This is a genomic window from Citrobacter sp. W9, assembly GCF_026719375.1.
In the GTDB taxonomy this organism is placed as follows: Bacteria; Pseudomonadota; Gammaproteobacteria; order Enterobacterales; family Enterobacteriaceae; genus Citrobacter; species Citrobacter werkmanii.
The window spans coordinates 62,368-75,019 of the sequence record NZ_JAPPTE010000014.1; the positions used below are offsets into that span (position 1 = coordinate 62,368).

At 55.6% G+C, this 12,652-nt stretch carries 12 protein-coding genes; 3 read left to right on the forward strand and 9 right to left on the reverse strand.

Going from position 1 to position 12,652, the window contains the following annotated elements:
• Window positions 1–90: 90 nt before the first annotated feature.
• From hypF to OOJ59_RS18710, 3 genes are all read right to left on the reverse strand, one after another.
• On the reverse strand, window positions 91–2,331 hold the full coding sequence (gene hypF, locus OOJ59_RS18700) for a carbamoyltransferase HypF (protein ID WP_160955464.1): 2,241 nt from the start codon (window positions 2,329–2,331) through the stop codon (window positions 91–93).
• A 143-nt stretch (window positions 2,332–2,474) separates the two neighbouring features.
• Entirely contained in the window at window positions 2,475–3,020 is a 546-nt protein-coding gene (gene hydN, locus OOJ59_RS18705; protein ID WP_003037366.1) for an electron transport protein HydN, read from the reverse strand.
• Window positions 3,021–3,165: 145 nt separating this feature from the next.
• A complete protein-coding gene (locus OOJ59_RS18710; RefSeq protein WP_137347523.1) occupies window positions 3,166–4,179 on the reverse strand; it encodes a LacI family DNA-binding transcriptional regulator in 1,014 nt (337 codons plus the stop codon).
• Window positions 4,180–4,442: 263 nt separating this feature from the next.
• Here OOJ59_RS18710 and ascF point away from each other — a divergent pair, with 263 nt between their 5' ends.
• The 3 genes from ascF to OOJ59_RS18725 all read left to right on the forward strand — a co-directional run bounded on the left by ascF (window position 4,443) and on the right by OOJ59_RS18725 (window position 7,767).
• Window positions 4,443–5,897: a PTS cellobiose/arbutin/salicin transporter subunit IIBC gene (ascF, locus tag OOJ59_RS18715; RefSeq protein ID WP_087856227.1), complete on the forward strand. Its 1,455-nt coding sequence runs from the start codon at window positions 4,443–4,445 to the stop codon at window positions 5,895–5,897.
• 22 nt (window positions 5,898–5,919) lie between these two features.
• Window positions 5,920–7,344: a 6-phospho-beta-glucosidase gene (locus tag OOJ59_RS18720; RefSeq protein WP_160955465.1), complete on the forward strand. Its 1,425-nt coding sequence runs from the start codon at window positions 5,920–5,922 to the stop codon at window positions 7,342–7,344.
• 171 nt (window positions 7,345–7,515) lie between these two features.
• On the forward strand, window positions 7,516–7,767 hold the full coding sequence (locus OOJ59_RS18725; RefSeq protein WP_038633077.1) for a SymE family type I addiction module toxin: 252 nt from the start codon (window positions 7,516–7,518) through the stop codon (window positions 7,765–7,767).
• A 45-nt stretch (window positions 7,768–7,812) separates the two neighbouring features.
• Here OOJ59_RS18725 and hycI read toward each other — a convergent pair whose 3' ends face one another.
• The 6 genes from hycI to OOJ59_RS18755 are packed head-to-tail and all read right to left on the reverse strand — an operon-like array spanning window position 7,813 to window position 12,652.
• On the reverse strand, window positions 7,813–8,283 hold the full coding sequence (gene hycI, locus OOJ59_RS18730) for a hydrogenase maturation peptidase HycI (protein WP_160955466.1): 471 nt from the start codon (window positions 8,281–8,283) through the stop codon (window positions 7,813–7,815).
• Window positions 8,276–8,686 (reverse strand): formate hydrogenlyase maturation HycH family protein, encoded by a 411-nt coding sequence (locus OOJ59_RS18735; protein WP_003037385.1) that lies wholly within the window; start codon window positions 8,684–8,686, stop codon window positions 8,276–8,278. Before OOJ59_RS18735 ends, hycI begins: the two co-directional genes overlap by 8 nt.
• Window positions 8,683–9,450, reverse strand: coding sequence for a formate hydrogenlyase subunit HycG (gene hycG, locus OOJ59_RS18740; RefSeq protein WP_003037388.1), 768 nt, complete (start codon window positions 9,448–9,450; stop codon window positions 8,683–8,685). Before hycG ends, OOJ59_RS18735 begins: the two co-directional genes overlap by 4 nt.
• Window positions 9,450–9,992: a formate hydrogenlyase subunit HycF gene (gene hycF, locus OOJ59_RS18745; protein ID WP_038633082.1), complete on the reverse strand. Its 543-nt coding sequence runs from the start codon at window positions 9,990–9,992 to the stop codon at window positions 9,450–9,452. The genes hycG and hycF overlap by 1 nt, the downstream gene beginning before the upstream one ends.
• Before the next feature lie 9 nt (window positions 9,993–10,001).
• Complete coding sequence (hycE, locus tag OOJ59_RS18750; protein WP_006687169.1) at window positions 10,002–11,711, reverse strand: formate hydrogenlyase subunit HycE; 1,710 nt, start codon at window positions 11,709–11,711, stop codon at window positions 10,002–10,004.
• A 17-nt stretch (window positions 11,712–11,728) separates the two neighbouring features.
• Window positions 11,729–12,652 (reverse strand): respiratory chain complex I subunit 1 family protein, encoded by a 924-nt coding sequence (locus tag OOJ59_RS18755; RefSeq protein ID WP_160955467.1) that lies wholly within the window; start codon window positions 12,650–12,652, stop codon window positions 11,729–11,731.

Sequence of the window (12,652 nt, forward strand, 5' to 3'; positions counted from 1 at the left end):
TTTATTAACCTCACGCACATGGACGTGCGTTGCCACTTGTCGGTATGCCCCGACATGTTTTTCTTGCCCCGCCAGTCCCGGGGCTTTTTTTTATTTTTGCGCCAACCAGCGCGCCGCGGCAATCACGCCCTGCCCCAGCGATAATCCCCCATCACCCGCCGGTAAACGCTGCGGGAACAGTAAGGTGAAATCAGCCAGATAAAATGCCAGCCGCGATGACAACAAACGGTTATGCATCACGCCACCGCTGAATACTAACGTCTTAACGCCACGCGCTTCAGCCTGCTCACGCATCAGCGTGGCAAACCCACACGCCAGCGCATCATGAAACGCCCACGCTCTTGCTGCAGGCGCCCCCTGCCAGTTCAGCCATTGCTGCCAAAAAACAGCCAGGTCAAGCTCATTACCTTGCAAGGGGATTGTTACCGGATGCTCAACGCCTTCACATTGCGATGCCAGTGCCTCCAGCGCGCAGGCAGCCTCGCCTTCATAGCTCAGCGAAGTCGGTGCGCACTGGAGCGCGGCGGCAACGGCATCAAACAGCCGTCCGCACGATGACGCCAGCGGCGCATTGATCCCCCGCTCAATGGCGCGTGTCAGCACGTTCCAGTTTTGCTGTTGCAGCGCCGATGTTTCCGGGAATCGCTGCCAGTCAGGGACAAAACGCAGACACTGCGCGAGCAGGTTACGCCACGGCTGCTTTGCCGCCAGATCGCCGCCCGCCAGCGCGACCGCGGGTAAGCCGCCCAGGTGTTCGCATTCACGATAGTTGACCCGCAAACACTCTCCGCCCCACAGCGCGCCGTTTGCCCCCATGCCGATACCGTCTACCGTCAGAGCGATAACATCTCCACAGTCCAGCGGCCAACCGTGCTCGGCCATACACGCAGCGGCATGCGCATGGTGATGCAGCACCGTTTCGCTCGGCAGATTCATCTCACTGGCCCACAGGCTGGAAACATAGCCGGGGTGGGCGTCATGCACGATACGCTGTGGCGTAAAGTCATAAATGTTCTGGATCAGGCGCAGCGCATCACGCCACTGCTGCTGGATGCCGTCATCGCTGAGATCACCCAAATGCTGACTGATAACCGCCTGTTCGCCACGTACCAGACAGAAGGTATTTTTTAGATCCGCACCTAAACACAGCATCGGCGGCACGTCACGAAAACCCGGCGGCAACGCGACCGCATCCGGCACGTAACCCCGCGAGCGGCGCAGCATTTCCCCGCTTTCACGCACCACGGAGTCATCCATGCGCTGCACAATTTCGCGGTTATGCAGCAGGAAACCGTCGGCAATTTCGCGTAAATCTTCCAGCGCCTGCGCGTTGGTAATGGCTGGCGGCCTGCCGCTGAGGTTGCCGGAGGTCATTACCAGCGGGCACTGCATCTCTTGTAACAGGAGATGCTGCAACGGATTCGCTGGCAGCATAACGCCAACTTCCGTTAACCCTGGCGCTATTCCCTCGCTCAATGCCGCTACATAGCGTTTTTGCACCAACACGATCGGCGCGGAAGGGGTGGTTAACAGACGACGCGCAGCTTCAGGCAGTCCGTCGTCAGCAGGCAACATCACCGCCAACGGCTTAGCCGGGCGATGTTTACGCAACCGGAGCAGCGCCACAGCATTATCATTTTGCGCATCGCAGACCAGATGAAAACCGCCAATGCCTTTCACCGCGACAATGCCGCCCGCTTTTAGCAACGCTACCGCCGCCTGCAGCGCCTCTTCTTTTTCCGCTCGCTCACCCGCGCTTAGCCACTCAAGATGTGGACCACATTGCGGGCAGGCAACGGGTTGGGCGTGAAAGCGACGGTCATAGGGATCGCGATACTCTGTATCGCATTGCGCACAGAGAGGGAAGGACGCCATCACGGTAAACGGACGGTCGTACGGCATGGCGCGGATAATCGTAAAACGCGGACCACAATGGGTACAGTTGATGAAGGGGTAGCGATAGCGACGTTCGCCGGGGGTGTTCATTTCAACAAGGCATTCGGGACAGGTCGCGGCGTCCGGGACAATTTGCGTATTCATCGTACCGCCTGCACTTTGGCGAATCGAGAAATCGGCAGGCTGCTGCGTCCAGGCGAATGGTTCGCTCTCAATGCTATCAATGCGCGCCAGCGGCGGACAATGTTGATGTAATTGCGCAATAAACTCCGCCGGATCTTCCTGTAAGCGCACCACCACACCGTCACCGTCGTTGCACACGTCGCCATGCAGTTGCAGGCGCTGCGCCAGTTGCCAGACGAAGGGGCGAAACCCGACGCCCTGTACCTTGCCGCGAATACGCAGTTGTACGCCGGAGTGGTTATTGATTGTCATTATGTCCTTCCCGCAGTCATCTATCCCGGTTTGCCGGATGGCGCTACGCTTATCAGGCCTACGTGGATGCGAAAAGTAGGCCGGATAAGGCGAAGCCGCCATCCGGCATAAGTACTACCGTATTTTACGCGGATTTTTAGCGATCAGAACAGCAAAGATGCGGTGGAGTCCAGCGCCGCGCGGCGGCGTTTTTCAGCGCTCAGTTGCTCAAGCTTATTGCGATCCACATAAATCAGCGCGTGAGTCGGGCAGACTTCCATACAGGCAGGACCCGCTTCGCGGTGGTGGCACAGGTCGCACTTGTTGGCTTCGGCTTTTTCTGCACGAACGTTCAGGCCCGCGCCGCTGTTACGCACAACCGGACGCACGACAACTTCCATTGCCCCATAAGGACACGCCACCACGCAGGTTTTACAGCCAATGCAGCGTTCCTGCATCACATGGACAAAGCCTTTATCACGGCTGATTGCTCCGTTCGGACAGACGTTAGCGCACGGCGCGTCTTCACACTGGCGGCACAGCGTCGCCGTGGAGACGTTAACGCCTTTGATGACGTGAATGCGGGGTAAAAAGGTTTCAGGGGTCAGCGATGCGCAGTCCTGGTTATCCTGATGGGATACTACGCAGGCCACTTCACAGGTACGGCAACCAATGCATTTATTGGCGTCTGCAATGATGAAACGGTTCATCAATTTCTCCAGCAATGACAGATTATCTGCCGAAGTATTCACGAATCGTGCCAAATTTTAATGCACTGTTATTAAAGGGTTTTTATTTTGATGGATGTGAGAATGGTGTGTCATCGTCACTAGTGACGATGACACATGACAGCCGTCAGCGCGAAACGTATGGCGCAACAGAATCGCGCTGAATGAGTTCCCCGGTGAAGATTTTTGGCGGCGTAAATGCCCCGTCACCCAGCATAAATATCAGGCGACCAATCGTTTCCTGGATCATTTCCGTCACCGGAATTTTGACGCTGGAAAGCGCCGGAATAGTGTATGGCGCGATGGCGATATCATCGAAACCAATCACCGACACCTGGGCAGGCACACGGATACCCTGATCATGCAACTGCTTCATCGCGCCTATCGCCATATCATCATTGCTGGCCACCAGCGCGGTAAAATTGATCTTGCGTGAAAGCAAGGTATCAACGCCCGCCGCACCGCAGGCTGGCGTCCACTTTCCTTTGACAATCAAATCATTATTTAGCGAAATGCCATGCGCAGCCAGCGCGTCTTTATAGCCTGAGAGTCGTTCCACGCCGGTAGGCGAATCCATCGAGCCGGTAATAAAACCAATCTCCTGGTGCCCGGCGGCAATCAACTGCGCAACGGCGTTAAAGCTGGTTTGTTTTTGATCGCACCAGACGCTGTGGCTACTGTTTTTACGCAGCCGTCGATTAAGCACCATAATCGGCTGGGCGTGCGCGTCAATGATCTCGTCTATTTCATCCACGCTGAGAAAACGCGGATAGATCATAATCGCGTCACAGCGCAGGTCGAGTAAGTACTGGATCGCCTGACGCTCTTCCTCTGCGCTATGTTTACCATCAGCCAGCAACAACTGGCGCCCCTTATCCTCCGCCATCCGCGCGGTGTGAAACAGCAGCTCGCTGAAATAGACGCCATGATAAAGAGTATTGGTCACCACCAGACCCAGCGTCTGCGTGGTCTTCGCCGCCAGGCTGCGCGCCAGTAAATTAGGGCGGTAACCACTCTCTTCAATGGCCTGAAACACACGGTCTTTGGTTTCCTGGCTGACGTAACCGTTCCCGGAAAGCACCCGGGAAACCGTCGCTTTCGACACCCCGGCCCGCTTCGCCACCTCCAGCATCGTGGTCATAGTACTCATCCCTTTGCTCTTAATGTGACGCAGTGTACTGCACCGTTTCGCCGCTGTCCTCGCTGCTAAAACGCGGCGCCTGACATCTGGTGATCATCATCACAATTATAAAAACAATAAAAATTAATCCTTGTTTAAAGAATATAAATTAAACATGATTTTGTGGAACCGGTTTCCTATCTGAGTTTCATCAACTCAGAAACGTGACCTGCGCAAACGGATAAAACATAACGTACCCTACTGATAAAACAGGATTAAATCCGATGTCCAAGAATTATGCAGCGCTGGCGCGCTCCGTTGTGACGGCTCTGGGAGGCGTCGACAACATCACAGCAGTGACCCACTGTATGACCCGTTTGCGTTTCGTTATCAAAGATGATGCGCAGGTCGATAGCGCGACGCTGAAAACGCTTCCTGGCGTGCTGGGCGTAGTACGTAACGATAATCAGTGTCAGGTGATCATCGGCAACACCGTTTCACAGGCGTATCGCGAAGTTGTCAGCCTGCTACCTGCCAACATGCAACCTGCTGAGCCGCAAACCAAACCCCGGCTGACGCTGAAACGGATTGGCGCGGGGATCCTCGATGCGCTGATCGGCACGATGTCACCGCTGATCCCGGCAATTATCGGTGGATCAATGCTCAAGCTGCTGGCAATGGTTCTGGAAATGACCGGCGTGCTGGTGAAAGGATCGTCCACCCTCACCATTCTGACCGTTATCGGCGACGGCGCATTTTTCTTCCTGCCGCTGATGGTCGCCGCTTCGGCAGCCATCAAATTCAAAACCAACATGTCGCTGGCAATTGCTATTGCGGGTGTGCTGGTCCATCCCAGTTTTATCGATCTGATGGCAAAAGCCGCGCAGGGTGAGCACGTTGAGTTCGCCCTGATCCCGGTGACGGCGGTCAAATACACCTACACTGTGATCCCGGCACTGGTCATGACCTGGTGTCTGTCATATATCGAACGTTGGGTGGATCGTATCACGCCGGCAGTGACCAAAAACTTCCTCAAACCGATGCTGATCGTGCTGATCGCCGCCCCGCTCGCGATCGTTTTAATCGGCCCGATTGGTATCTGGATCGGTAGCGCAATTTCAGCGCTGGTCTATACCATTCACGGCTATCTCGGCTGGCTGTCGGTCGCCATTATGGGCGCATTGTGGCCGCTGTTGGTGATGACGGGTATGCACCGCGTGTTTACGCCCACCATTATCCAGACCATTGCCGAAACCGGTAAAGAAGGCATGGTGATGCCCTCTGAAATCGGCGCCAATCTGTCGCTGGGCGGTTCATCGCTGGCGGTGGCATGGAAAACCAAAAACCCGGAACTGCGTCAGACAGCGTTAGCGGCCGCCGCTTCAGCCATCATGGCAGGCATTTCCGAACCCGCGCTGTACGGCGTGGCGATCCGTCTGAAACGCCCACTGATTGCGAGCCTAATCAGCGGTTTTATCTGCGGTGCCGTTGCCGGTATGGCTGGACTGGCGAGTCATTCCATGGCGGCCCCTGGCCTGTTCACCAGCGTCCAGTTTTTCGATCCGGCTAATCCGATGACCATTGTCTGGGTGTTTGGCGTGATGGCGCTGGCGGTCGTGCTTTCCTTTGTATTAACACTGATTCTCGGCTTTGAAGATATTCCTGTCGAAGATGCTGCCGCGCAGGCCAGAAAAAATCAGGCCGCACAAGCGGGCAATATCAATGGAGCCAGTATTTGACTGGCATGAACTGAGGTTAACTATGTCTGTTTTTCCGCAAGGATTTTTATGGGGCGGCGCGCTGGCCGCCAACCAGTCTGAAGGGGCATACCGGGAAGGCGGTAAAGGGCTGACCACCGTCGATATGATCCCCCATGGCGAACACCGGATGCCGGTTAAACTGGGTCAGGAGAAGCGCTATACGCTTCAGGACGACGAATTTTATCCCAGCCATCAGGCGATCGACTTTTATCATCGCTACAAGGAAGATATTGCGCTGATGGCGGAAATGGGGTTTACGGTTTTTCGCACCTCAATAGCCTGGAGTCGTCTCTACCCTAACGGCGACGAAGTGGCGCCTAATGAAGAAGGTATCGCTTTTTACCGGGACGTTTTTGCCGAGTGTAAAAAATACGGTATTGAGCCGTTAGTCACGCTATGTCACTTCGATGTGCCCATGCATCTGGTTACCGGGTACGGCTCCTGGCGGAACCGCAAAATGGTGGAGTTCTTTACCCGTTACGCCCGCACCTGCTTCGAAGCCTTTGACGGTCTGGTGAAATACTGGCTGACGTTCAACGAAATCAACATCATGCTGCACAGCCCTTTTTCAGGGGCCGGGTTGGTGTTTGAAGAGGGGGAAAATCAGGATCAGGTGAAATATCAGTCCGCCCACCACGAACTGATTGCCAGTGCCCTGGCGACGAAAATCGCCCATGAAGTAAATCCGCAAAATCGGGTCGGCTGCATGCTGGCGGGCGGTAATTTTTATCCTTATTCCTGTAAACCAGAAGATGTGTGGACCGCGCTGGAAAAAGACCGCGAAAACCTGTTCTTTATTGATGTGCAGGCGCGCGGGGCTTATCCCGCCTACTCCGCCCGGGTGTTTCGCGAAAAGGGCGTGACGATAGAAAAAGCCGCGGAAGATGACGACATCCTGAAGAACACCGTCGATTTCGTCTCGTTTAGCTATTACGCATCACGCTGCGCCTCCGCTGACATGAACACGGGCAACACCAGCGCTGCCAACGTAGTGAAATCACTGCGTAATCCGTACATTGCCGCCAGCGAATGGGGCTGGGGTATCGATCCGCTTGGCCTGCGCATCACGATGAATATGATGTATGACCGTTATCAGAAGCCGCTGTTTCTGGTGGAAAACGGGCTGGGGGCGAAAGATGAAATGGATGCCAACGGCGAGATCAATGACGACTATCGCATTCGCTATTTACGCGAACACATCCGCGCCATGGCTGACGCCATTGAAGATGGTGTGCCGCTAATGGGTTACACCACCTGGGGCTGCATCGATCTGGTTTCCGCCTCAACCGGCGAGATGAGCAAGCGTTACGGTTTTGTGTATGTAGACCGGGACGATGCGGGCCAAGGCACGCTGGTGCGTACCCGCAAAAAATCATTCTGGTGGTACAAAAAAGTGATCGCCAGTAACGGGGCCGATCTGGCGTAATTCCCCAGCCGGAGGGTTTTGTAATCCTCCGGCAGAATCACCTATTTTCATTTCATGAATTGCATTCCAAATGTGGAATCTTCCTTCCAGTTTCCGGTTTGCTCTTGCGCATTTTTACTGGCATTTTATTCAGTAGTTTTGCTCTTATCCGTTCACCACAAGGAAGCGTTCATGTCTGATGAAAATGGCACAACAGCAGTGGTTATCACCAAACCCGTACGTCGTTTGAAAGTGGGCTATGTCAGAAAACGCCATGAAGATCGTAATACGGGTTTCACGCTCCGTATCAGTCGGCATGCCTCGCTAACGCTGAACGGCGACTGGCTGGAACAAGCGGGATTCCCTACCGGGACGGCAGTGAATGTTTCGGTGATGCAGGGGAAATTAATTATCGAGCAGGCAAGTGAAGAACAGAGTGTGTGAGGCTCAAAACAGGCCGGATGCCACTGGCATCCGGCGTTGGTAAGGTTACTCTTCTGGCGCTTCTAACCAGGAAAATCCACCGTGGCCTTCCCATCCGGCTAATCGTTGATAGACGGTCTCGACCGCATCTTTGATCGGCTGCGTCATCGGGTAATAAAAACCGACAATATCCGGCTGAATGCCGAGGAAGATCACCTCGCCAACATCCTCTTTTAGCTGATCGACCAGATAGTTCAGCGGCATGTTGTGGGTGGTCATCATGAACATTTCAGCAATATCATCCGGGTCGATAATGCGGATTTCACCCGGGTTTAACCCCATGTCGGTGGCATCCACAATCAACAGACGCTGCGGGCGCAGTTCACGGATAGCGACGATATCGTTTTCCGGCGCGCTGCCGCCGTCGATGACAACCCAGTTGCCCTGAGGATTGGCAGCGCACATTTCCGCCAGTAGCGGACCCGCGCCGTCATCGCCCATCATGCTGTTGCCGACACAAAGTAAAACGTCAGTCACGGTGTCTCCTCACCATCAGATAGATGGCGCTTTCCTGGTGAATATCATGCAGCATGCTGAGCATCAGCTTGCTCCACTCCTGCTGCTGCGGAGTCTGCACGGCGCGCGCATCATCAAACGCGCGCGCCAGCATTTGCACATGGTTGAAATCGATGACGATCTCGCCATACTTCGGCACGCCTTCCATTTTCCGCCGGGCTTCGCTGCCCTCGGCAAGGGTGGCTATCCACGCCAGATATTCATCCCACGGACAGGTTAACGCCGCTTCCAGGCAATCGATGATCCCAAGGTGGTGACCAATCGCCAGGCTGTAATAGACAACCTGCTGCGCCTCTGCGGGCGTCGCATCGTTCTCATCAATAAACTTACGGCTCAGTTGACTGAACACCACCGTTTCACTCATCGGATACGCGCCTCTTCGACTACATGGTTAAGATGCGTGACGATTTCGGTCAGACGCGGATCGTTTTCCGCTTCCAGCCAGCGCGCCACCTGATGTTCACCCTGCCCTAACTGCGTCATATAGTCATCAGCAATCTGGCGACCGTAGCGGTAACCCGCCAGACGGCGAGCTTCGCGGTCCACCTTCACACGCAGCGGTTGAACCATATCCGGATGCAGAATTTCAGCGGGCTGTTCGTCCAGTTCACCTGGCGCACGCGCATGAATTTTCTGTTCCAGCAGACCCAGCGCCATCGCAAAACCGTACAGCGTTGCCGCAGGCGTCGGCGGACAGCCAGGAATATACACGTCCACCGGAACGATTTTATCCGTGCCGCCCCATACGCAGTATAAGTCGTGGAAGATACCGCCGCTGTTACCGCAGGCGCCGTAAGAGATACAAATTTTCGGATCCGGCGCAGACTGCCAGGCGCGCAGCGCCGGAGAACGCATCGCGCGGGTTACCGCGCCGGTAAACAGCAGGATATCCGCATGACGCGGCGACGGTACCACTTTGATACCAAAGCGTTCGGCATCAAACAGCGGAGAGAGCGTGGCGAAAATTTCGATTTCGCAGCCGTTGCAGCCGCCGCAGTCCACACGATAAACATACGCTGAACGCTTGATGCTTTTCAGCAGCGATGCTTTCATGCTGGCAATGGATTCATCCACCGTCATCGGTACCGGAATACCGTTGGCGTCACGTGGGCCTAATAAATTGCTCATCAGCTGGCCTCTTTCATATGGCGAGTCAGTTCAATACGGTCAGACGGCACCAGACATTTCTGGCGCTTACAATCCGGGCAGGTCTCAAAGCTTTCACGGTGGTTTTCCGCGCGACTGTCACCGTTGTGCTTGAGCAGCGCAATGGCGTAATCAATCTCTTTTTGTACCGCGAACGGGCGGTTACAGACGCGGCAGTTACACAGCGAAAAGCGAGACTGCTGCAGGAAATCTTCTTTCTTCCATACCGCCAGCTCATATTCCTGCGACAGCTTGATCGCCGCCGTCGGGCAAACTTCTTCGCAGCGGGCGCAGAAGATGCAGCGACCGAGGTTGAACTGCCACGCCAGCTCATTGGTAACCAGATCGGTTTCAACCGTCAGCGCATTGGATGGACACGCATTGACACAGGCCGCGCAGCCAATGCACTGCTGCGGATTGTGCTCGGGTTTACCGCGGAAATTTTTATCGACCGCAATCGGCTCCAGCGGATACGACGACGTCGGCGCCCCGGTTTTGATGACTTTTTTGATAAAGGTAAACATGGCGATTCCTTATTTCAGCGGCGAGTTTTTACGCTCGATGCTGTAGCGCTCAAGTTCTTTGTACGGTACGACTTTGCTCTTCTTCTTACGCACATCGACCACGGTCATACGGTCAGTACAGGAGTAGCAAGGATCGAGGCTACCGATAATCAGCGGGGCATCGGAAACAGTGTTGCCACGCAGCATGTAACGCAGCGTTGGCCAGTTGGCGTAGGTCGCCGCACGGCAGCGCCAGCGATACAGTTTCTGGTTATCGCCGGTCATGCTCCAGTGGATGTCATCGCCGCGCGGCGCTTCGGCAAAGCCCAGCGCGAAGCGGTGAGGAATATAGGTAAAGCCTTCCACCGCCAGCGGGCCGCCCGGCAGGTTGTCCAGACCAAAGTCGATCATGTTTAGTGCGGTATAGACTTCATTGATACGGACTTTAAGACGAGAAATGACGTCGCAACCCTGCTCGCTGTGCACTTCCATCGGCAGCAAACCATAACCCACAAATGGGTGATCGGCGCGGGTGTCACGCGCGTGACCGCTGGCGCGAACCATCGGACCGACGTTACTAAAGTCGCGGGCGATCTCCGGATCCAGACGACCAATACCCACGGTACGCTGTTCCATGTTTGGCGTGCTGAGCAGCATATCGACCAGTTCCTGCACCTCACGACGCATCTGCTGCGCCAGTTGACGGGTCTGGATCATATCGTCTTTCAGCAGGTCACGACGGATACCGCCGATCAGGTTCATACCGTAAGTTTTACGCGCCCCGGTGAGGATCTCCGCCATCTTCATCGACGTTTCACGCACGCGGAAGAACTGCATAAAGCCGGAATCAAAACCGGTGAAGTGACAGGCCAGGCCGAGGTTCAGCAGGTGCGAGTGCAAGCGCTCCACCTCCAGCAGAATGGCGCGGATCATCTGCGCGCGCTCCGGCACCACGATACCCATCGCATTCTCTACGGAGGTGGTATAGGCGGTGCTGTGGGCAAAACCGCAGATGCCGCACACGCGGTCCGACAGGAACGTCACTTCGTTGTAACCCATACGGGTTTCCGCCAGTTTCTCCATGCCGCGGTGGACATAGAACAGACGATAGTCGGCGTCGATGATGTTCTCGCCGTCAACAAACAGACGGAAGTGACCGGGCTCATCGGAGGTCACGTGCAGCGGGCCAATCGGCACCACGTTATTTTTCTTGTCACCCAGTTCGTTGATGAACTCGTAGGTTTCAGCATCGGTGGTCGGCGCCGGGCGCTGACGATAATCCATACTGTCTTTACGCAGCGGATACAGCTCGTCCGGCCAATCATCCGGCAGCACCAGACGACGTTCATCCGGCAAACCGACCGGGATCAAACCGTACATGTCGCGCACTTCACGCTCGCCCCAGACGGCTGCCGGAACGCGTGGCGTCACGGATGGGAATTCCAGCTTATTGGCATCCACTTCAACGCGGACGGTAATCCAGCACTTGGTGCCCTGCTCCATCGACATCACGTAATAAACGGCGTAATGGCCGCACAACTGACGTTCGTCGTTACCAAACAGCACGGACAACCAGCCGCCCTGTTTGTAGTACAGGAACTCAACCACTTCCGGCAGGTAGTTCACCTTGACGGTGATCGTCAGCTGATCTTTGGTCTGCCAGGCTTCATCCAGCACCACGCCCGGAAAGGCCTGGTGCAGAGCGGCGAGATAGTGTTGACCTAATTTTTCTTCAGACATGCTCAAACTCTCTTAAATCACGCCACCAGCAAGGAGACGAACGCTAAAAACGCAAACCCAAAACCGGCCCAGGTCACGCGTGAAGTGGCGCAAAAACGCAGACGCGCCATGCTGTTTTCGAACAAGGCAATGACCAGCACGCCGAGGACCAGCTTGACGACGGCAATCACCAGCGCCAGCAGCAGCCCACCCGCGGTGAAGGTCTCCATCTGTCCCCACGGCAGGAACACGCCGATGAACATTTGCAGAACGACCAGCTGTTTGAGGCTAATACCCCACTTCAGCACCGCAAAACCGCTGCCGCTGTATTCGGTCAATGGACCTTCCTGCAGTTCCTGCTCTGCTTCCGCCAGATCGAACGGCAGTTTGCCCATTTCGATAAAGGTGGCGAAAGCACAGGCGCACAGGGCCAGAATCAGCGGGATGCTGCGCGCAGCAGGCCAGTGGTAAACGGTATCGGCGATATTGCTGATATGGGTTGAACCCGCAACCTGCGCCGCCACCCACAGTCCCAGCAGCAGGATAGGTTCAACCAGCACGCCGAGCATCGCTTCGCGGCTGGCGCCAATCGCAGTAAACGGGCTACCGGTATCCAGGCCAGCGATAGAGAAAAAGAAACGGGCGATGGCGAACAAGTAAATTAAGGTGATCAGATCGCCCAATTGCGGCAGCGGTGAACCAACGGTCACTACCGGCAACGCGGTGGCGATAGTCAGCATCACGCCCACCATCACAAATGGCGTCAGGCGGAAAACCCAGCTGGAATCCGCAGGCGCAATGCTCTGACGGCCCAGCAGTTTGATAATGTCGCGGTATTCCTGCAAAACGCCCGGACCGCGACGATTATGCAAACGCGCACGCGCCACGCGGGTCACACCGGACAGCAGCGGCGCAACGGCAAACAGCACCAGCGCCTGAATTAACGGATATAAAACACTCAT

Excerpts from the sequence above, each read along its gene's own strand:
- OOJ59_RS18735 (WP_003037385.1), bottom strand. The coding sequence starts at position 8,686 with ATGAGTGAAACGGTGGTGTTCAGTCAACTGAGCCGTAAGTTTATTGAT.
- hycG (WP_003037388.1), bottom strand. The coding sequence starts at position 9,450 with ATGAGCAATTTATTAGGCCCACGTGACGCCAACGGTATTCCGGTACCG.
- hycF (WP_038633082.1), bottom strand. The coding sequence starts at position 9,992 with ATGTTTACCTTTATCAAAAAAGTCATCAAAACCGGGGCGCCGACGTCG.
- OOJ59_RS18755 (WP_160955467.1), bottom strand. The coding sequence starts at position 12,652 with ATGAGTGTTTTATATCCGTTAATTCAGGCGCTGGTGCTGTTTGCCGTT.
- hypF (WP_160955464.1), bottom strand. The coding sequence starts at position 2,331 with ATGACAATCAATAACCACTCCGGCGTACAACTGCGTATTCGCGGCAAG.
- OOJ59_RS18725 (WP_038633077.1), top strand. The coding sequence starts at position 7,516 with ATGTCTGATGAAAATGGCACAACAGCAGTGGTTATCACCAAACCCGTA.
- OOJ59_RS18710 (WP_137347523.1), bottom strand. The coding sequence starts at position 4,179 with ATGACCACGATGCTGGAGGTGGCGAAGCGGGCCGGGGTGTCGAAAGCG.
- ascF (WP_087856227.1), top strand. The coding sequence starts at position 4,443 with ATGTCCAAGAATTATGCAGCGCTGGCGCGCTCCGTTGTGACGGCTCTG.
- hydN (WP_003037366.1), bottom strand. The coding sequence starts at position 3,020 with ATGAACCGTTTCATCATTGCAGACGCCAATAAATGCATTGGTTGCCGT.
- hycE (WP_006687169.1), bottom strand. The coding sequence starts at position 11,711 with ATGTCTGAAGAAAAATTAGGTCAACACTATCTCGCCGCTCTGCACCAG.
- OOJ59_RS18720 (WP_160955465.1), top strand. The coding sequence starts at position 5,920 with ATGTCTGTTTTTCCGCAAGGATTTTTATGGGGCGGCGCGCTGGCCGCC.